At 67.6% G+C, this 22,999-nt stretch carries 18 protein-coding genes; 11 read left to right on the forward strand and 7 right to left on the reverse strand.

Annotated features, from left to right (window positions below; translation table 11 throughout):
• Window positions 1-4 precede the first annotated feature (4 nt).
• The 3 genes from FQK05_RS26040 (at window position 5) to FQK05_RS10400 (ending at window position 1,246) form a co-directional block, all read left to right on the forward strand.
• Entirely contained in the window at window positions 5-277 is a 273-nt protein-coding gene (locus tag FQK05_RS26040; protein WP_233270457.1) for an ABC transporter permease subunit, read from the forward strand.
• Window positions 278-282: 5 nt separating this feature from the next.
• Window positions 283-873, forward strand: a complete 591-nt coding sequence (locus tag FQK05_RS10395) for a hypothetical protein (RefSeq protein ID WP_199252631.1) — start codon at window positions 283-285, stop codon at window positions 871-873.
• A gap of 172 nt (window positions 874-1,045) precedes the next feature.
• Window positions 1,046-1,246: a hypothetical protein gene (locus FQK05_RS10400; RefSeq protein ID WP_158966457.1), complete on the forward strand. Its 201-nt coding sequence runs from the start codon at window positions 1,046-1,048 to the stop codon at window positions 1,244-1,246.
• Here the strand turns inward: FQK05_RS10400 and FQK05_RS10405 are convergent.
• Entirely contained in the window at window positions 1,236-1,793 is a 558-nt protein-coding gene (locus tag FQK05_RS10405) for a tetratricopeptide repeat protein (protein ID WP_158966459.1), read from the reverse strand. The two genes, FQK05_RS10400 and FQK05_RS10405, sit on opposite strands and share 11 nt — an antisense overlap.
• 205 nt (window positions 1,794-1,998) lie before the next feature.
• Between FQK05_RS10405 and FQK05_RS10410 the strand changes: the two genes are divergently transcribed.
• From FQK05_RS10410 to FQK05_RS10440, 7 genes are all read left to right on the forward strand, one after another.
• Complete coding sequence (locus FQK05_RS10410; RefSeq protein ID WP_158966461.1) at window positions 1,999-2,451, forward strand: response regulator transcription factor; 453 nt, start codon at window positions 1,999-2,001, stop codon at window positions 2,449-2,451.
• Complete coding sequence (locus tag FQK05_RS10415; RefSeq protein ID WP_158966463.1) at window positions 2,448-3,167, forward strand: glutathione S-transferase family protein; 720 nt, start codon at window positions 2,448-2,450, stop codon at window positions 3,165-3,167. The genes FQK05_RS10410 and FQK05_RS10415 overlap by 4 nt, the downstream gene beginning before the upstream one ends.
• A gap of 87 nt (window positions 3,168-3,254) precedes the next feature.
• A complete protein-coding gene (locus tag FQK05_RS10420; protein WP_158966465.1) occupies window positions 3,255-4,439 on the forward strand; it encodes a M24 family metallopeptidase in 1,185 nt (394 codons plus the stop codon).
• Window positions 4,436-5,176 carry a maleate cis-trans isomerase family protein gene (locus FQK05_RS10425; protein ID WP_233270458.1) on the forward strand — a complete coding sequence of 247 codons (741 nt, stop codon included), beginning with the start codon at window positions 4,436-4,438 and terminating at the stop codon, window positions 5,174-5,176. The genes FQK05_RS10420 and FQK05_RS10425 overlap by 4 nt, the downstream gene beginning before the upstream one ends.
• Before the next feature lie 328 nt (window positions 5,177-5,504).
• Window positions 5,505-6,521 carry a C4-dicarboxylate TRAP transporter substrate-binding protein gene (locus FQK05_RS10430; protein ID WP_158966467.1) on the forward strand — a complete coding sequence of 339 codons (1,017 nt, stop codon included), beginning with the start codon at window positions 5,505-5,507 and terminating at the stop codon, window positions 6,519-6,521.
• Window positions 6,522-6,617: 96 nt separating this feature from the next.
• On the forward strand, window positions 6,618-7,247 hold the full coding sequence (locus FQK05_RS10435) for a TRAP transporter small permease subunit (protein ID WP_158966469.1): 630 nt from the start codon (window positions 6,618-6,620) through the stop codon (window positions 7,245-7,247).
• Window positions 7,248-7,251: 4 nt separating this feature from the next.
• Window positions 7,252-8,652: a TRAP transporter large permease gene (locus tag FQK05_RS10440; protein ID WP_158966471.1), complete on the forward strand. Its 1,401-nt coding sequence runs from the start codon at window positions 7,252-7,254 to the stop codon at window positions 8,650-8,652.
• 357 nt (window positions 8,653-9,009) lie between these two features.
• Here FQK05_RS10440 and FQK05_RS10445 read toward each other — a convergent pair whose 3' ends face one another.
• The 3 genes from FQK05_RS10445 to FQK05_RS10455 form a co-directional block, all read right to left on the reverse strand.
• Window positions 9,010-10,524 carry a malonate--CoA ligase gene (locus tag FQK05_RS10445; protein WP_158966473.1) on the reverse strand — a complete coding sequence of 505 codons (1,515 nt, stop codon included), beginning with the start codon at window positions 10,522-10,524 and terminating at the stop codon, window positions 9,010-9,012.
• A 276-nt stretch (window positions 10,525-10,800) separates the two neighbouring features.
• A complete protein-coding gene (locus FQK05_RS10450) occupies window positions 10,801-12,246 on the reverse strand; it encodes a flavin-containing monooxygenase (protein ID WP_158966475.1) in 1,446 nt (481 codons plus the stop codon).
• 4 nt (window positions 12,247-12,250) lie between these two features.
• The gene (locus FQK05_RS10455) at window positions 12,251-13,081 is read right to left on the reverse strand and encodes an SDR family oxidoreductase (protein WP_158966477.1); all 831 of its coding nucleotides are present in this window, start codon (window positions 13,079-13,081) and stop codon (window positions 12,251-12,253) included.
• A 300-nt stretch (window positions 13,082-13,381) separates the two neighbouring features.
• Here FQK05_RS10455 and FQK05_RS10460 point away from each other — a divergent pair, with 300 nt between their 5' ends.
• Window positions 13,382-14,407 carry an AraC family transcriptional regulator gene (locus tag FQK05_RS10460; protein ID WP_158966479.1) on the forward strand — a complete coding sequence of 342 codons (1,026 nt, stop codon included), beginning with the start codon at window positions 13,382-13,384 and terminating at the stop codon, window positions 14,405-14,407.
• Between the two features lie 15 nt (window positions 14,408-14,422).
• Here FQK05_RS10460 and FQK05_RS10465 read toward each other — a convergent pair whose 3' ends face one another.
• From FQK05_RS10465 to FQK05_RS10475, 3 genes are all read right to left on the reverse strand, one after another.
• Window positions 14,423-16,225, reverse strand: coding sequence for a hypothetical protein (locus FQK05_RS10465; RefSeq protein ID WP_158966481.1), 1,803 nt, complete (start codon window positions 16,223-16,225; stop codon window positions 14,423-14,425).
• A gap of 190 nt (window positions 16,226-16,415) precedes the next feature.
• The gene (locus FQK05_RS10470; protein ID WP_158966483.1) at window positions 16,416-21,029 is read right to left on the reverse strand and encodes a translocation/assembly module TamB domain-containing protein; all 4,614 of its coding nucleotides are present in this window, start codon (window positions 21,027-21,029) and stop codon (window positions 16,416-16,418) included.
• The gene (locus FQK05_RS10475; protein ID WP_158966484.1) at window positions 21,029-22,921 is read right to left on the reverse strand and encodes an autotransporter assembly complex protein TamA; all 1,893 of its coding nucleotides are present in this window, start codon (window positions 22,919-22,921) and stop codon (window positions 21,029-21,031) included. Before FQK05_RS10475 ends, FQK05_RS10470 begins: the two co-directional genes overlap by 1 nt.
• Between the last annotated feature and the right edge of the window lie 78 nt (window positions 22,922-22,999).

The raw sequence follows: 22,999 nt of genomic DNA on the forward strand, positions 1-22,999 counted from the left end.
GCTGATGGCATCGATGGAAAACTACAACACAACGATGTTCGCCAAGGGCGGCGCCTGCACCTTTGCCACGGAAATCGGCGCCATGGCGCGCAATCCGAACGGTCACCCGCCGGTGATCAATGCCGTGGGGACCGCGACCATCGTGCTGACGGTGCTGGCGGCCATCGCCCACACTTTCCTTCTGAACCGTGAAAGGGCCGGGCGTCGATCACCGCCCGCTGCCATCCCGCCCTGCCGGCGCCGATCCCGGCCGGGAAGGGTCGGCCCGGCTGGCTGAAGGCGATGCCGTCCGAGGTGAAGTCGGACATGCTGGACGGGGCCGCGGTCAGGACGCTGAAACACTGCCCGCCGATCCTGGATGCAATGGGGGTAGGGGTGCTGATCCCCTTGGCCTGCGACCTGACGGTCGCGGGCGGAGAGATGTCGTGGGACTGGAATCCGCCGGTCCTGCCCGACACGCTGTTCGCCCGCGCGCCCATCGGCCTGCATGTGCCTGAACAGGCCACCGGCGCACCCTTCGGCGTGACCGACGGCATGATCGTGAAGTTCCTGAACTTCTGGACACTGTCGGTCCCGGACGGGTTTTGCCTGCTGTTCACCCACCCGCTGAACCGGCCCGACCTGCCGTTCCGGACCCTGTCCGGGCTGGTCGACTGCGACAGCTTCGCGGACGGTTACGTGCATTTCCCCACGCTCTGGTCCGATCCGGCGTGGGAAGGCGTCCTTCCTGCCGGCACGCCCGTGGTGCAGGTGGTGGCGGTTCCGCGAGCGGCACAGGGACTGTCCGTCCAGCCGATGTCGGCGGCTGAGGTCGCCCGCAATCACGACGTCCAGGTGGCGCTGCAGGACGACCGTGGCATCTATCGCAAGTAGTACCGGCACCGCACGTGACAGGTTCGTAACGGCGATGTGACATTTTCGCGCCGATCCGGAAAGGTCGCCCACCCTGCACAATCTGCTGTTCCTGCCTTTCGTTCTTGTGTCTGCCCTGCCAGTGCAGGCCGGGGAAACGCCCGATGGCCACGAGGCACGGCGAAGGGCTTGCATGGGCTGGATGCTGACCGCCTATCCGACGGGCCTGGACGAAGCTTTCTGCACCGCCGAATACGACCTTCCGTCGCCCTTCCTGTTCAAATGCGCCCGGGCCAGCCGCACCGGTTTCGACTGCGAAACGCACCGGGAAGCGTGCCGGCTGATGGTCTCCCGCGCGGCCGATGCGGCCGCGAAAGGCTATGTCAGGAACTGACCGGCCGGTGCAGCGGCACCCGGCCATTCGATACCCGTGTCAGGGCCTTCAGCGTCGCCGCCCGACCGCCCGGTCGCGCCAGCAGGGCCTCTGCCTCTGGCGCGCGCAGTTCGGCGGCGCAGCGATAGAGCGTCTCGTTCGCCTCGGCATCGCCCTTCAGCGGCGCCCAGACCTGCGCGGCGTCTTCGTACCGGCCCAGCTTCAGCTGCACCCGGCCCAGCGACCGGCGCCCATCGGTATCGGGGGGGGTGAGGTCCTGCGCGCGGGCAAAGGCACCGGGGGCCGTCCCCAGGTCGTCCGCCTTCAGCGCCGCGCGGCCCAGTTCGTACCAGCCGTCGGAATGGCCCGGGCGTTGCGCCAGCGCCTTGCGCAGGGACAGCACCGCGGCGCCGGCCCGGCCCTGTTCCAGCAGCACCTTGCCCAGGTTGAAATGGACGGAAGCGTCGGCCTTGCGCGACCCGGCAGCACGGCGCAGCAACCGTTCGGCGGTGGCCCAGTCGGCGGTTCGCAACGCGGCGTTCAGCTTGGCGGTGGCGGGATCGCTCATCTGTCCCGTCTGCCCCTGAAAATCGCTGTCGCGCGGATACTATCCGATGGCCCGGGCTCCGGCCATGGGACACGATATCGGCGGCATTTGAGCCATTTCTCAACCACCGGTCGTTCAAACGGCTTCCGCCGGGCGCCGGCCCCGTATAGCCTTCCGCAAGGAGATGGGCACAGAAAGGACGCCGGGACGGCGTGCCGGAGGAGCGATGGCACGTATTCTCGTCATGCAGGGCGATGCGCTTGAAGGACGACAGCTGTGCGCGATGCTGCGCCGGTGCGGGCATGTCGTGATGCTGTGCCGAAACGGCAGCGAGGCGCTGGTGGCCCTGGACATCGACCCTTTCGACCTGCTGATCGCGGACATGTTCGTGCGTTCGCCCGATGGGCTGTCGCCGGACGGGGGGCTTTTGCTGATCTCGCGCGTGCGCAGCGCGCGGCGCAGCGGCAACGGCGCCCGCACGCCGGCCGACGTGCCGATCATCGCCCTGACCGGGGCGGTGCGCTATCCTCACCAGGAACATTTCATCAATGCCGCGCGGCGGGTGGGGGCCGACATGGTGATGCCCAAACCCTTCCCGCTGGACCATCTGGGCGCGGCCGTCGACACGCTATTGACCGAGCGGACGCCGCCCGCCGACATGCCAAGGGACCATCCATGATCGACTTCTACTATTCACCGACCCCCAATGGCTGGAAGATCGCCATCATGCTGGAGGAATGCGGGCTGCCCTATACCACGCACCTGATGCGGCTGGGCGCGGGAGAGCAGTTCCGCCCCGAATTCCTGGCGATCAGCCCCAATGCCAAGATGCCCGCCATCGTCGATCATGCCCCGCCCGCTGGCTGGGGCGCGGACCCGGTTCCGGTCTTCGAAAGCGCGGCGATCCTTCTGTACCTGGCCGACAAGACCGGCCGCTTCGCCCCCGATCCCGCCGACCTGCGCGCGCGGAAGGAGCTGAACGAGTGGCTGTTCTGGCAGACCGGCAATCAGGGCCCCATGGGCGGGCAGCTTAGCCATTTCCGGAACTATGCCCCGGAGGATGACAAGGCCTATGGCTTCAAGCGTTACCTGGGCGAATACGACCGGAACCTGGGCGTGCTGGAAAACCGGCTGGCGGGGCGCGACTGGATGGTGGGCGATGCCTATTCCATCGCCGACATGCTGGCCTTTCCCTGGGTCTTCATCGCGAAACCGCTGGGCGCGTCGCTGGACGATTTCCCAAAGGTCGCCGACTGGCGCGCGCGGATCAAGGCGCGCCCTGCCGTGCAGCGGGCGGTCGACCTGTACAAGGACAACCAGAACCGCGGGCAGCACCGGGTCGAGACGAACAAGGTCCTGTTCGGTCAAAGCGCCGCGTCGCTGCGCAACGGCTGAGCACCGGCAGAGACGTTTCGACCCTGTCCTGCACGGCAGCCCAACTTGGGATTGTATTGTTCCGCCGTTGACCTTTTGCTGGGGTCGATGTGCTTGCCCCATGACAGGACCGCGCCCGTGACCGTCTTTCCGCCCCAGGAGTTTGCCCGCCGCCGGGCTGCGCTGCAGGCCGGCATGGCCGACCGGGGACAGGATGCGCTGCTGCTGACCTCGCCTGCGGATGTCTTCTATGTCACCGGGTTCCTGACGCGGTTCTGGGAAAGCCCGGCGCGGCCGTGGTTCGTCGTCCTGCCGCGGACAGGCGGACCGGTGGCGGTGATCCCGGACATCGGCGTCGATCTGATGTCGACCTGCAGGGTGGCAGAGATCCGGTCCTGGCCAGCGCCGGACCCCGTGGATGACGGTGTCACGCTGCTGGCCGGAACCCTGGCCGACCTTGTTCCCGAAACCGGCGCCATCGGTCTGCCCATGGGGCTGGAAACGAGCCTTCGGATGCCCGTCGCCGATTTCGACCGCCTGTGCCGCGCACTTGCGCCTCGGCGGATGGTCGACGCGACCGAGACGGTCCAGCGGGTTCGAGAGATCAAGTCGGAACTGGAAATCGACGCCATCCGCGCCGCCTGTGCCGTGGCCGACCGGGCCTTCGGCCGTGTGCCGGACATCGTGGCAGGCGCGGGGTCCCTGGCGGTTGTCTTCCGGCGCTTTCAGGCGGCCCTGCTGGACGAGGGCGCGGACTGGGTCAGCTACCTGGCGGGCGGGGCGGGGCCCGACGGCTATGGCAACGTGATCGCACCGGCGGGGCCTGCGCCCCTGCAGCCGGGCGATATCCTGATGCTGGACACCGGCGCGGTGAAGGACGGGTACTTCTGCGATTTCGACCGGAACTTCGCCGTGGGCCCGCCAGGCGACACGGCGCGGCGGGCCTATGACGTGCTTCATGCCACGACCGAGGCCGCGCTGGCGCAGTTCCGGCCGGGCATGACGGCTGCCGATGCACACCGGGTGATGGTCGGGGCGATCCGGGCCGCGGGCGGAATTCCGGCCGGCGGCAGGCTGGGCCACGGGCTGGGCGTGACGCTGACGGAATGGCCGTCCTTCACCGACCGGGACCGGACGGAACTGCGTGCCGGCATGGTTCTGACCATCGAGCCCGGCGTCGTGTCCGCAGAGGGCAGGATCATGGTCCAGGAAGAGAACATCGTGCTGCGCGCGGACGGGCCAGAGCTTCTGTCCCGCCGGGCGCCGCTGCAGATGGTGGAGATCGCGCCGTGACCCTTGCCCCCTATGAACTGGTTGCGGTGGACGAAGCCCGGATGGGCCTGATCGTCCTGAAATCCGACGAAAGCATCGAACGGGACCTGCGGCGGCTGTTGCCGGACGACGTGAACCTGATGGTCAGCCGGATCCCGTCGGGTGCCGACGTGACGCCGGAAACCTTGCGCCAGATGGAACTGGACCTGCCGCAGGCGGCATCGCTGTTCCCCGATGGCCTGCCGTTGGACGTTGTGGCGTATGGCTGTACCTCGGGCGCGACGGTGATCGGGCCCGACCGGGTGGCAGACCTGGTGACGGCCCACAGCGGCGCGCGGCAGGTGACCAATCCGCTAAGCGCGGCGCTGGAGGCCTTTGCACATCTGGGCGTGCGGCGGGTCGGCATCGTTTCGCCTTATGCGCCCGATGTCGCCGGGGCGCTGGCAGAGGCCTTCCGCGCCGCAGGGTTGGAGGTGCCGGCCGCGGTCTGTTTCGGCGAGCCGTCGGAGAGCCATGTCGTCCGCATCGCGCCCGCGTCCATTGCGGCGGCAGCCCGGTCGGTCGCAGCCGAAGCGCCGGTCGACGCGGTTTTCATGTCCTGCACCAACCTGCGGGTGCTGGACCTGATCGACCCGCTGGAAGCGGAACTGGGATTACCGGTTCTGGGCAGCAATCTTGTCCTGGCCTGGGACATGGGGCGCCGGGCGGGGACGGGACTGGCCGCGACGGCGCCCGGACGCCTGGCCGGCGCGCGCTGAGGGCGCAGCGCGACGGGGGCTCTGCCCCCGCCCGGCCCTGCGGACCGGACTCCCCCGAGGATACTTGAAGACCAAAGAAGTGGGGGGACGTGCCTTGCGGGCGGGGCTTGCAATATTTGCGCAACAATCGCGTGAGACGGTCCCTGTCCGTTCTGCGCGTGCCCCGGGAAACCCGGGCGGCGACAGGGCAGTGGACCAAAAAGGAAAGACGGCCCAGGCACGCGCTGTTCATCCGGAGGCCCCGCGGGCTTGGCAGCGGTGGGCAGGGCAGGTTAGCCTTGTGGCAGAGGCGGCACGGGAGATGTCGCAGATAGGGAGATAAGACCGCATGACCAAGTTTCTGACCGGAGCTGCCGTGGCGGCGCTGAGCGTGGCCTTTGCCGCCGAGGCCTCGGCCACCGAATGGAATGCCTCTGTCTGGGGCAAGCGTCGGGCCTTCACCGAGCATATCGAGAAGCTGGCCGAGCTGGTGTCCGAGAAGACCGGGGGCGAATTCACCATCAATGTCTCATATGGCGGGCTGTCGCAGCCGAAGGAGAACCTGGACGGGATCGAGATCGGAGCCTTCGAGATGGCGCAGTTCTGCGCCGGCTATCACGAGGACAAGAACCCGACCCTGACGGTGCTGGAACTGCCCTTCCTGGGCGTGAACACGCTGGAAGAGGAAGTGGCGGTCAGCAATGCCGTCTATGCCCACCCGGCGGTCCAGGACGACATGGCGCGCTGGAACGCCAAGCTGATCATGTCCTCGCCCATGCCGCAGTACAACCTGGTCGGCACCGGCGAGCCGCGGGACACGCTGGAAGATTTCGACGGCATGCGGGTCCGCGCGACCGGCGGCCTGGGCGAGGCGTTCCGGGCCGTGGGGGGCGTTCCGACCTCGGTCCCGTCGAACGAGGCCTACAGCGCGATGGAGGCCGGTGTCGTCGACACGGTGGCCTTTGCCCCGCACGCGCATCTGAGCTTCGGCACGATCAATCGTGCCGACTGGTGGACTGCCAACCTGAACCCCGGCACCGTGAACTGCCCCGTGGTGGTGAACATCGACGCCTATGACGCGCTGAGCCCCGAGGAGAAGGAGGCGCTCGACAGTTCCGTCGACGAGGCAATCGCCTATTACCTCGAGACCTATGGCAAGCTGATGACCAAGTGGGAAAGCGTGCTGGCCGAAAAGGGCGTGACCAAGGTCGTGATCTCGGACGACCAGCTCGCGGCGTTCCGGGCCAAGGCCGCGGATCCGATCCGTGCGCAGTGGGTCGAGGACATGAACGCCAAGGGCCTGCCGGGGCAGGAGCTTTACGACACGCTGGAAGGCGCGCTGGCACAGGCCCGGGCCGGGAACTGAGCCGGACGATGTGCAAAAGGCCGGGAACAGGCCGGGCAGGGCCGCCGATGCGCGGCCCTGTTTCTTCATGACATTCCCTGAACGGGCGAGGTGACGATGGCCAGTGCAGCTTCTGTCCTGGAAGATGGCAGTACCCTGAGCAAGATCGACCGGCTGCTGTTGCGGCTGGAAGAGTTCATGGCGCTTCTGGCCGGGATCGCCGTCTTCGCGCTGATCGCCATGGCGGCCGTGTCGGTGGGGGGGCGGAACCTCTTCAATGCGCCCCTGCCGGGCTATGTCGACTGGATCGAGCAGGCGATGCCGCTGATCGCCTTCCTGGGCATTTCCTACGTTCAGCGCGAAGGCGGTCATATCCGGATGGACATCCTGGTCGGCCACTTCAAGGGCCGGGCGCTGTGGGCCGTGGAATTCGTGGGCGTGTTCCTGATCCTGGTGCTGATGGTGCTGCTGGTCTGGGGCACCTGGGCGCATTTCCAGCGCAGTTTCGACTGGGCCGCGCCGATGTGGAGCCGGGACAGTTCCATCGACATCGCCCTGCCGATCTGGCCATCGAAGCTGTTGGCGCCGGTGTCCTTCGGGGTCCTGTGCCTGCGGCTGGTGCTGCAGTTGTGGGGCTATGGCCGCGCCTTCGTTCTGGGGCTGGACCAGCCGGTTGCTGTGCCCCTGATCCAGGATGTGGCGGAACAGGCAGCGGCCGAGGCCCGGCAGCTGGAAGGGCAGGAGTAGCGCCATGGACACGATTACCATCGGCCTCTGGGTCACGGCGGGCATGCTGCTGCTGGTGCTTCTGGGCATGCGGGTGGCCTTTGCCGCGGGCCTGGCCGGGCTTGTCGGCCTGATCCTGGTCTTCTGGGGCAAGAAGCATTTCGCCGGCGACCAGTTCGTCTGGGCCCTGACGGTCGCGGTCAAGACTGCAGGCCAGGTGCCCCATTCCAAGGTGTCGAGCCAGGCGCTGAGCCTGATCCCGACCTTCATCCTGATCGGATATCTGGCCTATTATGCCGGTCTGACCAAGGCCATGTTCGAGGCCGCCAAGCGCTGGTTCGCCTGGGTGCCGGGCGGGCTGGCGGTGTCGACCGTCTTTGCCACAGCGGGCTTTGCCGCGGTGTCGGGCGCCTCGGTCGCGACGGCCGCCGTCTTTGCCCGGATCGCGATCCCGGAGATGCAGGCCATCGGCTACAACAAGCGTTTCGCGGCCGGAGTGGTGGCGGCGGGGGGCACTCTGGCATCCCTGATCCCGCCATCGGCGATCCTGGTGATCTATGCGATCATCGTGGAACAGGACGTGGGCAAGCTGTTGCTGGCGGGGTTCATTCCGGGGGCGTTTTCGGCGGTCGTCTATGCCGCGCTGATCATCGGTATCGCGGTGGTGTTCAAGAACGTGGGGCCGGCGGTGAAGGGCTTCACCTGGCGCGACCGGTTCGCGGCGCTGCCGCCGGCGCTGCCGATCGTGGCGGTGGTCGTGATCATCATCTTCTTCGTCTACAACCCCTTCGGCGATCCCTGGGGCACGCCGACGGAGGGCGGTGCGCTGGGCGCCTTCATCGTCTTCCTGATGGCGGTGAGCCGCGGCATGCGCTGGTCCGAAATGAGGGCCGCCCTGATCGAGACGGCAAAGCTGACGGGGATGATCTTCACCATCATCTGGGGCGTCCTGATCTATGTCCGCTTCCTGGGCTTTGCCGACCTGCCGGGGGCCTTCGCGGACTGGATCACCGGGCTGACCATGTCGCCGATGCTGATCCTGATCTGCATCCTGCTGGCCTATGCGGTGCTGGGCATGTTCATGGACGCGATCGGCATGCTGGTCCTGACTTTGCCGGTGGTCTACCCGGCGGTGATGGCGCTGAACGGCGGAGAGAGCGTGACGGCGGCCGAGAGCACCTTCGGCATGAACGGCACCATGTGCGCGATCTGGTTCGGGATCCTGGTGGTGAAGATGGCCGAGTTCTGCCTGATCACGCCGCCCATTGGGCTAAACTGCTTCGTCGTGGCGGGCGTCCGGCCGGACCTGTCGGTGCAGGACGTGTTCCGCGGCGTGACGCCGTTCTTCATCGCGGACGCGGTGACGATTGCGCTGCTGGTCGCGTTTCCGGCCATCGTGCTCTACCTGCCGGCCCTGGCCGGGTAGTTTCGGCCGGGCAGTTTCGGACGGGGAGCGGTGCGTGGGGATCACGCCCCCCACGGGCCGGTAATTGCCGACCGTTGCTAGCGAGGCGAATGGGGGCGGGGGCTCTGCCCCCGGCCGCCCGGGACGGGCGGCTCCCCCGGAGGTATTTGGAAAGAGAAGAAGCGGGGCGCAGGTGCTGTGAAGCCCCATGCCCCGGACCGTCGGCAGGTGGGTGCGCGGCCCCAGCCGCCCTTACCGGGCGGCTTCCCCCGAGAGGTTCGGAGACAGAAGACGTGACTGAAGACGTCGGGGGCGCGCGCACGGTTCGGATTTAGGGTGCGGCAGGAGCGCGTGTCGAGGCGCCTTGGGCCAGGGCGCCTACTTCGTGAAGCTGTCGGCGTAGGCGTCGCGCAGGATGTTCTTCTGGACCTTGCCCATCGTGTTGCGGGGCAGGGCGTCGATCAGCTCGATCCGCTTGGGGCGCTTGAAGGCGGCAAGGCTTTCTGCGAGGTGCGCGCGGATGGCGTCGAGGTCCGGGCTGGCGCCGGCTTCGGGGACAAGGACTGCGACCACGCCTTCGCCGAAATCCGGGTGGGGCACGCCGATCACGGCGCTTTCGGCCACGCCCGGCTGGTCGTCGAGCAGCAGCTCCAGTTCTTTCGGGTAAATGTTGTAGCCGCCCGAAATGATCAGGTCTTTGCCGCGGCCGACGATGTGGACATAGCCGTCGGCGTCCTGAAGACCCAGATCGCCTGTGATGAAGAAGCCGTCGGCGCGCAGTTCGGCGGCCGTCTTTTCCGGCATCTGCCAATAGCCCTTGAAGACATTCGGGCCGCGGACCTCGATCATGCCGATCTCCCCCCGGGGGAGGGTCTCGCCGGTTTCGGGATCGCAGACCTTCAGGTCGACACCCGGCAGGGGGAAGCCCACGGTCCCCGGGCGGCGGTCGCCGTCATAGGGGTTCGAGGTGTTCATGTTCGTTTCGGTCATGCCATAGCGTTCGAGAATCCTGTGACCGGTGCGGGCCTCGAACTGCCTGTGCGTGTCGGCCAGAAGCGGCGCGCTGCCCGAGATGAAGAGGCGCATGTGGCCGGCAAGGTCCTTCGTGAACGCGGGTGTGTCGAGAAGGCGGGTGTAGAAGGTGGGCACGCCCATCATCGACGTGGCCTTCGGCAGGTCGCGCAGCACGGTGTCGAGGTCGAACTTCGGCAGAAAGATCATCGACCCGCCGGCCAGAAGCATCACGTTCGTGGCCACGAAGAGGCCGTGGGTGTGGAAGATCGGCAGGGCGTGGAGCAGCACGTCGTCGGCGGTGAAGCCCCAGTGGTCTACCAGTGTTTCGGCGTTCGACAGCAGGTTTTCATGGGTCAGCATCGCGCCCTTGGACCGGCCCGTGGTGCCCGAGGTATAAAGGAAGGCCGCGACGTCGTCGGGATTGCGGTCGACCGGGGGGAAATCGGTGCCGTGGCCGTCGGCGGCGGCCTGCAGGCTGCCGCTGCCGTCCGGGTCAAGCGTGGCGAGCTGTGCGCCAAAGCCTTCGACCACAGGGCGCATCTGGTCCGCGCGAGTGGCATCGCAGACGAAGGCGGCGGCGCCACTGTTTTCCACGAAATACCCGATTTCGGCCGGTGTGTAGCCGGTGTTCAGCGGCAGGAATATCAGGCCGGCGCGGGCACAGGCGAAGATCAGGGCCAGCGTGTCGGGGGATTTTTCCGCCTGGATCGCGACGCGGTCGCCTGCGTTCAGGCCCATGGCGGCCAGCGCGTGGGCGAATTGTGCCGTGCGGCCGGCGAAGGCGGCATAGCTGATCGTCCGGCTGTCGGGCAGATGGAGGAAAGGCGTTTCGGTGCCCGCATGGGGGGCGATCAGCCGGTCGTAAAGCGGGTTGGCCATGACGTTCTCTCCTCGGTGCTGCGGGCCCCGGTCCGGGCCTCTCGCCCTGCGTGATAGCCCGATTGACGGTCTATCGGAAGGGCGACTGCGCGTCTCTCGCGGGGTGGGACAGGCCTGTGGATAAATCGGTGGGAAAGGTGGGGATCGCAGGAGGGCGCAACGTGGATGCCCACGGGGACGGGCAACCGCCCGGGATCGTGCAGCAAGGCATTTCAGGAGGCGCGGGCGGGCCATCCGATGCCGGGGACGTGCCTGTGGATGGATTTGCCGAAAGGCTCAGCCCAGATGCAGGTCTGCCCGGTCCAGCGTCTCCATTTCCCGCGTGAAATCAGCGGCATTCCCGGGATAGAGCGTCTCGATCCTTCCGTCGGGGCGGCGATACCAGCTGTGGCAGCCGGTGGCCCAGACGGTGCCCGACAGGTCGTGGTGGATCCGGTCGTTATAGGCGCTCTGGGCCGTGGGCAGGACATCGACGGTTCCCGTGGGGCCCGCGGCCTCCATGGCCATCAGGATCCACCCGGTCGCCTGTTCGATCATGTGTACGATCGAGGTGGTGCCGACCCCGGTATTGGGTCCCGTCGACATGAAGTAGTTGGGGAAGCCCGCGACCATGACGCCCTTGTAGGCCTCGACCCGGTCGGACCAGTGTACGCCCAGCCGCTGGCCGCCGGGACCTGCCAGATCCAGCGCCGTGTATTGGGACCGGATGTCGAAGCCGGTGGCAAAGACCAGCGTGTCGGCGGCGCGCAGGGTGCCGTCAGCCATTTCCACGCCTTCGGGCGTGATCCGGGCAATGGGGTCGGTGACCAGGTCGACGTTGTCCCGGTTCAGCGCGTCATAGAAATCGTCCGAGATCAGGACGCGCTTGCAGCCGAATTCATAGTCGGGCGTAAGCTTGGCGTGGAGCGACGGGTCGGTCACCGCCTCCCGCATCGCGGCGTTGACCTCGGCCGCGCGGAGATGGCGGCGGGCGGGGTCCATCAGTGTGGGATAGACCTCGGTATCCATCCGCTCCATGATCTCCTGCCGATGCGCTTCGCGCGTTTCAGGGTGTTTGGCGAACAACGCTCTCGCCTCGTCGGAATAGGACTGGTCCATGCGCGGTGCGATATAGTTGGCCGTGCGCTGGTAGACGTCGACATGGGCGGCCGTCTTCGCCACCTGCGGGATCACCTGGATGGCGCTGGCCGCACTGCCGATCACGGCGATGCGCCGGCCTGCCGGGTCATAGGCCGCATCCCAGAGCGCGGTGTGCATGGCCTTGCCCCGAAAGCTGTCGCGGCCGGGGATATCGGGCCAGGCAGGGCGGTGCAGCAGCCCCATCGCGTTCACAAGGAAGCGGGCGAAGACCGGGTCCCGCCCCGAAATGTCCACGACCCAGCCGCGGCGGTCTGTGTCCCACGTCGCGCCGGCCACCTCCTGTCCAAGGCGGAACCGGTCGCGGACCCCGAAGCGGTCGACGACATCCTCCATGTAGGCCCGGATCTCGGGCTGCGGGGAATAGAGCTGAGACCAGTCCGGGTTCGGCGCGAAGGAGAAGGAATAGAAGTGCGAGGCGACGTCGCAGGTCGCTCCGGGATAGATGTTGGCATACCAGGTGCCACCGATGCCGCCGTTCTTGTCGATCACGGCGAAATCGGCGATCCCGGCCTGATCCAGCTTCACGGCGGCGCAGATACCGGCAAAGCCCGCGCCGATGACCAGTGTGTGGAGCGTTTCCATCGGATCACGCCTTGGCGAAGCGCGGATCGGCGGCGCAGGCGGCATAGTCCTGGGCCACCGCGGCGGCGCGGGCTTCGACCCAAGGGGCCATGGACGGGTGGGTGAAGAGGTACAACCGTCCGCTTTCCACAGCCTCGGCCGTCCAGTCGCCGACATCGGCCGGGTCGATCCCGGTTTCCACGGCATCGCTCATGGCGTTGGCCTGGGCAGGCGGCACCGCTCCCCCCAGAGACGGTCGCTTCAGGCCGGTATTGTGGATGTCGGTCCGGACCCAGCCGGGGCACAGGACGGACACGCCGATGCCGTCGGGCTCCAGTTCCTTCTGCAGCGTCTCGGAATATCCCACGACCGCGTATTTGGTGGCGTTGTAGGGGCCAAGCCCCGGCATGGCGATGTGCCCGGCAATCGAGGCGGTGTTGACGAAATGCCCGCCCTGACCCTGGCTGCGCAGGATCGGCAGGAAGGTTTCCACGCCGTGGACCACGCCCATCAGGTTGATGCCGACGATCCAGCGCCAGTCTTCCAGCGCGATGGCGCCGGGCCGGCCGCCAAGTGCCACGCCGGCATTGTTGACGACGATATGGGCGGAACCGAACCGGTCCAGCGTGGTGTCGGCCAGTGTCCTGACCGCGGCCGGATCGGCGACATCGCAGGGGCAGGTCGCGATCCGGTCGTGGACCTGCCGCAGCTCGGCCTGCACCTCTGCCAGGCGGGCCGGGTCGATATCGGCCAGCATCACGGCCGCGCCGCGTTCGGCCAGGCTTTTGGCGATGGCGCGGCCGATCCCCGACCCGGCGCCGGTGACAACCGCGGTACGTCCTGAAATCTTGCTCATGAAAAGGTCCTCCCGCCGGGCAGTCTAGGATCGGGGCCGTCACCGATCTAGCGCGGTGCGAATTTCCGTCGGGTCGCTTTCATCCGCAAGTTGCGGCCCGTCCACACCGCCCGATGCGCTTCTCCTGCGTCACCCAAGCTTTCGTTTGTGTTCGAACCTTGCATCCATCACAATGATCGGAATAACGGCGATCCGACCCGACGATTTGAGGACGAGCATTCTTTCCCGACCGCGCCAGGCAGGCACGGGATGCCGCCCGACGCGTCTGTCGCCATATTGAAAGTTGGGGAGAGGGGCGGGATGCCCGGCAACACGCCACAGCACGGCGCCATGCTGATCCAGGGGTTCACCAAGGACCTGATCGAGCAAGGCTACACGGAACGACAGGTCTTTCACGGCTCGGGCGTCTCGCCCCGGATCATGGTCGAGGAAAAGCCGTCGCTGCCCTTCGAACAGATCGCGTCGTTCTTCGAACATGCGGCTGAACTGACGGGCAACGACCTGGTGGGGTTCGAACGCGGGACGGAACGCACGGTGCGCCGCGCCGGGCTGATCTGCTATGTCGGGACCTCCAGCCCGAACCTGATGGACGCGCTGAAGAACGTCGCGCGCTTTCAGCGAGTCTATTCCGACGCGGTGGATTTCGACACCAGCGAGTTGCAGACCAAGGGTCTGGTCAACTGGCAGTTCAGGGTCGAAACCCGGGTCCAGCGGCGGCAATACGTGGAATTCAGCGCCTCGGGCATGCTGACGGTGCTGCGGTTGGCGACGGGCCGGCACATCGTGCCGGAATATGTCCACTTCAGCCATGCGCGGAACACCAATATCGACGTGATGCAGGATTTTTTCGGCTGCCCGGTGGCCTTTGCAAAGCCGCAGAACCAGGTCAAGTTCAGGATGGCGGACCTGGAGCTGTCGCTGCCGGCGGCAGATGACGACCTGCATGCGGTCCTGAAAGATTACTGCGAGGACGTGCTGGGCCGCAAAAGCCGCAATGTCCCGCCGATCATCATCGACGTGGAAAAGGCCATCGTCGACAGGCTGGCCTCGGGCGAGGCCACGCAGGAAGAGGTCGGCCGTGCATTGGGCATGAGCGCCCGTACCCTGGCCCGGCGCCTGTCCGAGGAAGGCACCACCTTCTTCAAGACGGTGGAGGAGCTGCGCCACACGCTGGCGGTCAACTACCTGAAGGACAGCGACCTGGTCCTGGCCGAGATCGCGTACCTGCTGGGCTATTCCGGCATGTCGAGTTTCAATGACGCCTTCAAGCGCTGGACCGGCCACACGCCGGGTCAGTTTCGCAAGCGGAAGCACCACGACCACTGACTGGACGGGCGGGCGTCAGCGCACCTGCAGCGCCTGCCAGCGGGGGTTGTCGTCGTCCAGCGTGCGCAGATGGCCCCAGCTGCCCCATGGCCCGGGCCGCGCCACGTCGCCATAGGGGTTGAAGAGCGTCCCGCCCAGGCTGATCCAGCCGTCGATCAGTTGCCGGTAGAGCGCGCCCATCTGCGGGGAATAGTTCAGGGCTTCCAGGAAGGCCGTAATCTCTGTGTTCCGGGCCAGATCGCCGGTGGCGACCGTGGCGGTGCCGGCGGCGTACATCACCGGCACCAGGTCGAAGCTGCGGGCCACCTGAACGTGATAGGGCAGGGTCTGGCCCAGAAGCAACGCCAGCGTGCCCTGAGCATCGCCGCGGACGGATCCGTCCAGGATGTCCTGTGCGGCCACGCCAATGGCATGGTCGAAACGGTGTCTGGCCACGTATTCGTCTTCGCCCTTTGCGATCAGGCCCTTGTCCCATGCGGCCTCGGTCGCCTTTCGGCGGCTGTCGTCCAGCCAGCGGGACAGACCAGGTTCCGCCTCGGGCCGGCCAAGGGCCTGCCCGAAGAAGCCGTTGATCGCATAGGCATCGAAGCGGGCGCCCAGCGGCGTTTCGCCGGGGTGATCGGCACGCCAGTAGGGCGGATCCATGACCAGCACCTCGATCCCCGGGCTGTCGGTCCGGGTGGAGATGACGGTCTTCAGCCGGGCGCGGTCGGGGCCGTCGAAGACCCCGGCCCAGATCTCGGCCATTTCGGCGGCGCGGACGGCATAGGCCTGCAGACCCAGTCCGGCCTCGCCCCAGCGGCGCTGACCCTCGGCCTCCGCCCAGGCGGACTGGGCATAGGCGGGGTTCCAGACCTCGTTCGAGAATTCGACCCAGACGGTCATGTCAGTGGGGCTCAGGTCATGGACCAGCGCGGCGAAGCGGCGGATATAGGTATCGTCGGCTGCGTGGGGCATGGTGAACCAGGCATCGGCGCCGAGTTTGTCCGCCAGGGCCACCAGCAGTTCGGCCGGGACGCCCCGCAGGACATAGCTGAAATCGCCGAGACGGGGCCTGTCGTCCCACGTGGCCTGCACGGAATCGTCGGTGGCCATCCAGTCGGCGAAGCGCAGAACGGAAAAGCGGTCCAGCCGGTCCAGCCAGTCGGGGTTGAAGATGCGGCCCTCGTCCAGCAGCGGTGCCCGGTCCTCGCGCACCACGCGGATGTTGCGGACCGGATCGCCGCGGCCGCGCCGGTCGGTGCGCTGGATGCGAATGTCGACGAAACCGGGGCCGGGAGCATAGCTGAAGGTGACGCTTTGGGGGCCATAGCGGATGTCGGTGGCCCGGCCCCCGACCTCGACGATGCCGTCGCCCGCGTAGGTCAGCCGGTAGCGGCCGGCCAGGCCGGTCGCGGTCGCGGGCATGTCGGTCAGGATCGCCGTGCCGATCGAGGACAGGCCGGGCGGGATCGAAACGGGCCAGCCTTCGGCGTCGAGATAGCCGTTCACGGCCAGGTCGGCATAGTCGGCCCCGCCCCATTCCCGCGGGCGATGTCCGATCCAGGGGCGGGCGGTCTTCATCAGATCCAGGAACGGAGCCTCGGTCGACCAGTCGGCGATGCCCATCAGGTTGATCGCCATCGGACCGGGACCCTTGGCGGCCGGGTCCATCTCAAGATCCGGGGCTGGGGGCATGGGCAGGGGTGGCGGCGCCTGCGGGCGCCCGCCTTCGGCGCTGGCGGCGGTGCCCGGAAACGGGGCCGCTCCCAGCCCCAATCCCAGTCCCAGTCCCAGGGCGCAGAGGATGCCGGCCCGGACCGGCCGCGGGCCGGTCATCCCGTGGCACCGGCGCGGCCGAGCGCGCATGGGGCAAAACGGGGCGGGACTTTGGCGGTCATGGGCATTTCCGGTCGGCTGGACGGGCGTCGGGCTGGCGTTCCGACGTTTGTAACGCCGCGGACCGCACCCTTCACCTGTGAATTGACCGAAGGCCCGTGCCGGGGCCCGATCCGGGCCGAACCGTGACCTAGTAGTCCCGTTCGTAGAAAATCCCCAGCGCGGTATTGCCGGTATTGTCCGCCCGTCCGCGCAGCGTGACGCTGTTGGTCAGGTCCAGGTTCAGGTCCAGTTCGGTATTGCCCTCGGCGTTCACGGTCACGTCCGTATAGACGTTGTTGGCGATATAGCCGCCCGTGGTCAGCGACCCGATCCCGCCGGAATTGCCGGTCCGGAGCGTGTCGACGCCGGTTTCTTCGCGCACCTTTTCCGTCACGCCGCCGCCGGTGATCCCGCCGGCCCGCGCCAGCGAGGCCGCCATCTGTGCCAGCCGCAGGGGCGAGATGTCCGAGAATTCGCTGCCGAAGACCAGCATCGCCAGCGCCTCGTCCCGCGGACGTTCGGGGACCGAGGTCACCGTGATCTCGGGCGAGTCGAGCGAGCCTTCGATGGTCAGCGTGGCCGAACCTTCGGAGGTGTTCGTGGTCGCTGCGAACTCGATATAGGGATCGAAGCTGCCCCGCAGCGAGACATTGCCCCGCGTCAGGCGCAGCGGCCGGCCCAGCACGTCGACCACGCCGCGGATCAGGCCGATCTGGCCCGACGGCACCATGTTCGCTGTGGTCCCGCCCACGTGCAGGGACCCGCCCAGTTCGGCATCGACGCCCCGGCCCCGCACGAAGACGCGGTTCGGCGCATTCAGGGTCACGTTCAGCCCGTAGACCACAGGCGGCCCTTCCGGCGCATTGGGATCGCGCACCAGATTGGCGCGGACCAGGGTCTGCTGGACGGCGGCGCTTTGCCCGACATGGATGATGTCCGGGATCGGCGCCAGCGACAGGCCGCCCGTCGTGGCGCCCAGGTCGATATTCGTCTCGCCGAAATTCACGGTGCCGACGATCTGCGCCCCGCCCAGAAGCGGGCCGTTCACGCTGATCTGCCCGCTGGCAGAACTTTCGACGTTCAGCTGATTGGTCAGGCCCAGTTCGTTCAGCAAGACCACGATCTGCGCATTGTAGGGCGCAGTCAGCGAGACCGGCCCGCGCACCGACACCGACCCGCCCGCGCCCAGCGAGGCCGAGCTGGCCAGAACGGCAGAGCCGTTGGCGATGGTGATCGTGGCGCTGATGTCCTCGACCAGCTGGCCTGCCTCGGGGGCGGCGGCGCTGGCGCCGGAGGTGGTGATGGTGCCTGCCAGCGATTCGATCGCCGGTTTGCCGGCCAGGCGAAGCCGATAGCTGGCACGGCCGGCGACCGAGTTCGGGCTGACGAAGATATTGGCGATGGCCAGCGGCAGTTCACCTTGCGTGGTGATGTCGGCCACGTTCCGGCCGACGTCATAGCTGCCCCGCAGGTCCGAGGTGATGCCGCCCGGCCCGGTCGTGTCGGCGTTGATCTGCCAGACATTGTTCTTCATGCTGGCCGTCCCCTTCGAGGCGACGGTGCCGGTGAAGTCCTGGATCAGCCGTTCGAAGCGGTTCAGCCGCGCATCATAGCTGATGTCGGCAGACATGTCCTGGTTCAGCGACCCGTCGACGCGCAGATAGGAATCGAAGGGGCTGGTCGCCGAAAGCCGGGTGGTCCAGCCGCCGGCGCGGGTCTGTTGCAGCGTCCCGTCCAGGTTGATCGGGCTCATGCTCGGGGGCAGCATTTCGCCCTTCAGCGACACGTTGCCCTTGACCTCGGCCTGGACCAGGCCGTCGGTGCCGGACTTGCCGTTCACGTGCAGCACGGCCCGTTCGGCGCCCGACAGGTGCGCTTCGGCCGCCCAGCCGCCGTCCGGCTTGGTCGCGGCATCGGCCTTGATCGCCACGGGGGCAAAGTCGCTGGGGATCATGCCGTCGATCGGCTGCACGGCCCCGGTCAGCGACACGCTGGCGCCGTTGTCGGCGGAATGGTTCGCCACGAACGACAAGCGCCCGGCCTTGCCGCCCTGCAATTCGCCCTGCGCGGTGGCCACGCCGTCGCGGCGGCGGGCATTGGCGGACAGCGTCACCGGCTCCAGCTCGGGCGGGACGAGGCCGCTGCCGCTGGCCACCTGGCCGTTCAACTGTGCCTGCAGCAGGCCGTCGGCATCCATCGTCGCGGTCAGGTCGGCGACGCCGCCGGCATCGGCATCCAGGGTGACCTGGGCGTCCATGCTGCCGTCTTCGGCCCGGTTCGCGGTGCCCGACAGGGTCACCGGCGTCAGCGCGGCCGGCAGCTTGTCGTCCAGATAGGGCAGTTCGCCGCTCAGCTTCAGCGCGGCGGTGCCGGTTTCGGTCACCTGGCCGGTCAGCGTGGCCACCACGGCCCTGGCGGCGGCCACGGCCAGATCGGTCTGCCACACACCTTGCGGGTCGCGCTTCATCGTGCCGGCCAGCGTGGTGGGCGCGAAGTCGTCGGGCAGCAGCCCGGCCGAGGCGTCGACACGGCTGTCGAGCGTCAGGTCGGCATTGCCCAGGGTATCGACGGTGCCGTTCAGCCGCGCCGTCACGCCGTCGCCGGCGGTTATGGACAGATCGCCGTTCCAGTCGGCTGCGTTCGCCGCGGGGCGCGCGGCCTGGCCATCGATCAGGATCGGGGTCAGGTCCTCGGGCAGCAGGCCCGGCAGCGCGCCGATCCGGCCATCGGCCGCGATCTGGGCCGCGCCCGTGGGCGGGACCTGCGCGGTCACCTTCAGGGTGCTGTCGTTCGGTGCGGTCAGGGTCAGGTCGCCGGTCCAGGCCTCGCGCTCCTGCTGGACATTGCCCGACAGGCTGACGGGGCCCGGGGCGGCCGGCAGGACGCGGCCCAGGTCATCCAGCGACGCGTCGATCTTCAGCTGGGTCGCGCCGGTCTGGATGACGCCGCTGGCGGATGTCGAAAAGCCCGTGCCGTCGAAGCTGAAGTTGCGAAGCCGCGTGCCGGTCGTGTCGCGTTCGACGGTGGCGTCCAGCGCGGCGCGGCCCTTCATCAGTTCCTTCAGCTCGGCAATGCCCACGTCCAGGTCGGTGGTCGTGGCCTTGACGGTCCCGCTGTACGAGGCGGCCATGGGGGCGGCGCTGCCGGTCACGGTCAGGGTCGCGGCGCCGTCCAGCGGCTGTCCGGCCAGCTTGGCAAAACGCGACAGGTCCGGCACGTCGACATCCGCCGTCCCGTCCAGCACCATGCCGCCGTTCTCGCTGGAGATCCCGACATTGCCCGTCAGGCCGTAATCGTCGATCTTCAGGTTCAGGTTCTGCAGCTGCACCGTCTTCTGGCCGCCGACCTCGAAATCGCCGGTCAGCTGGACGGTGTCGCCTATGGCGATGTCCAGCGCCTCGTCGTTCAGGTCCAGCCCGGTCAGCGATGCCTCGATCGATCCGCGCAGCGGCTCTGCATCGGGATCCGGCGCCACGCCGGCGGCCGGGGCAGGGGCGCCCAGCGTGCCGTTGGCGCTGACCTCGATCTGGGCCAGCTTGATATCTTCGCGCGCGATCCCCGTGGCGGTGATCTGGGCGGTCCATTTCTCGTCGTCGCCCAGCGCCACCGTCAGGTCGGCCCCGGCGATCGACAGGGGCGGCGAGCCCGCGGGCAGCACCACGCTGGAGCCATCCTGCGGCGCGATCCGGCCCTTGGCCTGCAACTGGCTGAGCCGGCCATCGGTGGTGGCCAGCTGCGCCTGCAGGTTCAGCGACTGCGATGTGATCTCTGCTTCGCTGATCTTCAGGTTGCCGCCGGGCTGGTTCACGCCGGTGACGTGCAGCGCGGTGTCGGTGCCGAAGAAGGGCTGGTAGGGCTCAGCCAGCAGCGCGGTCAGGTCGCCGCCCAGATCCGCGACGAAGCCGATGCCGCGCTGGGTGCTGCCGGTCTGTTCGGTGGCCGATTCCCGCGAAAGCAGCACGGTGCCGCCCAGCCGCTGTTCGCCGTCGGTCGCCAGCGAGATGTCGGCCTTGAAATCCTCGACCGGGCCTTCGCCCTTGGCGGTCAGCGTGACCGAGGGTGCGCCGGGAATGCTCATCGCGGTCGAGATCAGGCCGCCCGGTGCTTCGTCCAGGGAGATGTCGAGCGTGATCTGCTGGCCCTGCGGCACATAGGCCGCGATCAGCTTGGCCTTGTCGCCCTGCCGGTCCAGCCGGTCGGCCTTCATCTGCAAGCTTAGCCCGCCATCGGCCAGGGCAAAGCTGCCGTCCAGGTCCAGCGTCGCGGCGACGCCCGCGACCGGTTGGGCCAGGGTCAGCTTCTGCGTGGCGATCTTGGCGATGTTCACCGCGACCGGCAGTTCCGGGATGGTGAAGGGCTGCGCCTCGGCGGTTGGAATCTCGGTCTCGGATTCCACCTCCCCGGGCAGGCGGGCCACGTTGATGCTTTCGGCCGACAGTTCGTTGACGGAAAAGCGACGCCGGACCAGCGCCAGCCGGTTCCAGTCCAGCACGACGTTTTCCAGCGTCAGCCAGACGCCGTCGTCGTCGGCCACCGTGATCCGCTGGATCGTGGCGTGGGAACTCAGCGCGCCGGAAAGCCCGATCACCCGGACGCTGCGGTTCTCGCCCGAGGCCAGGTTTTCCAGCATCCGCACCAGGAAGCCGCCGGCATCGTCGTCAGAGCCGGCGGTGCCGTCCGATTGCGCGCCGATGGGACCGGCGCCGACCCAGGTCAGCGAAACGACGCTGCAGACGAGAATGACACGAGAAACCTGCCGCATCAGAATGCCTGCCCGATACCGATGTAGAACTGGATGCCGTTGCCGGTATCGCCATCGACGGGCCCGGCGATATCGAGCCTGAGCGGCCCGAAGCCGCCGATGTCATAGCGCACGCCCATGCCGGCGCCCGATTGCAGCGGAGAGTCTGTCTTGATGAAGGAATCCGACCCCACGACGCCCACGTCGTAGAAGCCCACCAGCCAGAGAGAGGTCGTGACCCGCGTCCGCAGTTCCAGCGAACCGCCATAGAACGACTTGCCGCCCGAGACGCCGCCATTCACCGGCACGCCCAGCGACTGGTAGGGCTGGCCCCGCACGGTGTCGGCCCCGCCCGAGAAGAACAGGTAGTCGGGCGTGATGTTGTCCAGGCTTGCGCCCATGATCGAACCGATCTGCATCCGCGCCGCAAAGACGATCCGGTCGTTGAAATACGGCCCGGTATAGCCGCGGAAGTCGACATAGTTGCGGATCCCGGCCCCGCTGCCCTTCATGTCATAGAAGGGCAGGACCGTGGCATCCAGGAACATGCCGTTGGTCGGGTTGATCGGGTCGTTGCGCCGGTCGGATGTGGCGCGCATCGGCGCCGAGACCAGTTGGAAGGTGCGCTTGCCGAAGACGTCGCTGGCGCGGTTCACGCCGAATTCCAGGCCGACCTCGGTGGTCAGCGTCTTGCTCCACCGGCGCTGCACGCCGGCGCCCACAGCCGCCTTGGACAGGCTGTAATAGGTCTTGTTCTGGCGATCCAGAACGCCGGTGTAGAACACGCTGTCGTCGGGCCCCAGCCGCGCCGGTTCTTCCAGGCGGGTTGCCAGCGTGCCCTCGATATCCTCGGTGCCGCCGATATTGCTGATCCGGCCCTGGATGGTCAGCCTCTCGGCATTGCCGAAGAGGTTGCGGTGGGTCCAGCCCGCCGTCAGGTCCAGCCCCGTGCGCGAGGCGATCTCGGCACCGAAGCTGATGCGGCGCTTCTTGCGGTCATCCACGTCCAGCGTGAAATCCAGCGTGCCGTCCGGATTGGGGGTCTTTGCCTCGGTCAACGTCACCGAGTCGAAGGTGCCCGTGCGCCGCAGCCGGCCGGAGACGGTGCGCACGGCCTCGGGGCTGAAGGTCTGGCCGGACGGGAAGCCTGCGATCTTGCGGATCGCGCTTTCGTTCACCTGGGTCTGGCCGGTGACAGCCAGCCGGCCGAAGCGCAGTTTCGGACCCGTCGCCAGGTCGATCTCGGCGTCCAGCCGCGCGTCGCGGTGGTTGGCCACGATCTTTTCGTCCGTGATCTTGGCCTTGGCGTAGCCCAGATCGCGCCATCCCGAAACGCCGGCCGCCGCCGCATCGCGCACCACCCCGGTCGAGGCGGGCTGACCGGTGACAAAGCCTTCGGGCAGTTCGGTGCCGTCGGCCAGGGGGCTGACCTCGGCCTTGCCCATCGTGAAGCGGGTTCCGGTAATGATCTCGATATCGATCGTCTTGACCGTGGCCGGCAGGTCCAGCGGCGGGATGTTGGCCGCCTCGCGCCCGTCCAGCCGGATGTGGATGACCGGGCCGAAATAGCCGGCATCGTACATGACCTGGACGAAGGTGCGGTAATCCGACAGCGCCGCCGCCGACAGTTCCTGGCCATTGGTGCGGCCGGTCTTGTCGAAGGTCACGACGGCCGACGATGCGCGGATGCGCTGGACGATCTCTTCCGGTGCGCCGGGCACGTTGACCGTCACGGTCGGCGTGTCGTGTTTCTGTTGTTGCTGCTGCTTCTGGGCCTTACGTGCGGCCCGCCGTTCCGCCCGGGTCTGCGGCGGGGCCGCGGCCTGGGTCTGTGTCGCCATGGCATCGGCGTTGCCCGCCGTTCCGGTCTGCGGAACGGCCGGTGTGGCGGCCAGGACCGCCATCGTATTCATGGCAATGATCGTCAGGGCGCTTCTTGCACCGCGTCCTCGATCGTGACGTGTCATGGCAGCTTGGTCTTTCCACTCAGT

Source organism: Chachezhania sediminis (assembly GCF_009765275.1).
Classification (GTDB): domain Bacteria; phylum Pseudomonadota; class Alphaproteobacteria; order Rhodobacterales; family Rhodobacteraceae; genus Chachezhania; species Chachezhania sediminis.

Coding starts and splice junctions, on each gene's coding strand:
- FQK05_RS10450 (WP_158966475.1), bottom strand. CDS start 12,246: ATGGAAACGCTCCACACACTGGTCATCGGCGCGGGCTTTGCCGGTATC.
- FQK05_RS10430 (WP_158966467.1), top strand. CDS start 5,505: ATGACCAAGTTTCTGACCGGAGCTGCCGTGGCGGCGCTGAGCGTGGCC.
- FQK05_RS10410 (WP_158966461.1), top strand. CDS start 1,999: ATGGCACGTATTCTCGTCATGCAGGGCGATGCGCTTGAAGGACGACAG.
- FQK05_RS10465 (WP_158966481.1), bottom strand. CDS start 16,225: ATGACCGGCCCGCGGCCGGTCCGGGCCGGCATCCTCTGCGCCCTGGGA.
- FQK05_RS10440 (WP_158966471.1), top strand. CDS start 7,252: ATGGACACGATTACCATCGGCCTCTGGGTCACGGCGGGCATGCTGCTG.
- FQK05_RS10435 (WP_158966469.1), top strand. CDS start 6,618: ATGGCCAGTGCAGCTTCTGTCCTGGAAGATGGCAGTACCCTGAGCAAG.
- FQK05_RS26040 (WP_233270457.1), top strand. CDS start 5: ATGGCATCGATGGAAAACTACAACACAACGATGTTCGCCAAGGGCGGC.
- FQK05_RS10405 (WP_158966459.1), bottom strand. CDS start 1,793: ATGAGCGATCCCGCCACCGCCAAGCTGAACGCCGCGTTGCGAACCGCC.
- FQK05_RS10470 (WP_158966483.1), bottom strand. CDS start 21,029: ATGCGGCAGGTTTCTCGTGTCATTCTCGTCTGCAGCGTCGTTTCGCTG.
- FQK05_RS10400 (WP_158966457.1), top strand. CDS start 1,046: ATGGGCTGGATGCTGACCGCCTATCCGACGGGCCTGGACGAAGCTTTC.
- FQK05_RS10420 (WP_158966465.1), top strand. CDS start 3,255: ATGTGCTTGCCCCATGACAGGACCGCGCCCGTGACCGTCTTTCCGCCC.
- FQK05_RS10415 (WP_158966463.1), top strand. CDS start 2,448: ATGATCGACTTCTACTATTCACCGACCCCCAATGGCTGGAAGATCGCC.
- FQK05_RS10445 (WP_158966473.1), bottom strand. CDS start 10,524: ATGGCCAACCCGCTTTACGACCGGCTGATCGCCCCCCATGCGGGCACC.
- FQK05_RS10475 (WP_158966484.1), bottom strand. CDS start 22,921: ATGAATACGATGGCGGTCCTGGCCGCCACACCGGCCGTTCCGCAGACC.
- FQK05_RS10395 (WP_199252631.1), top strand. CDS start 283: ATGCCGTCCGAGGTGAAGTCGGACATGCTGGACGGGGCCGCGGTCAGG.
- FQK05_RS10455 (WP_158966477.1), bottom strand. CDS start 13,081: ATGAGCAAGATTTCAGGACGTACCGCGGTTGTCACCGGCGCCGGGTCG.
- FQK05_RS10460 (WP_158966479.1), top strand. CDS start 13,382: ATGCCCGGCAACACGCCACAGCACGGCGCCATGCTGATCCAGGGGTTC.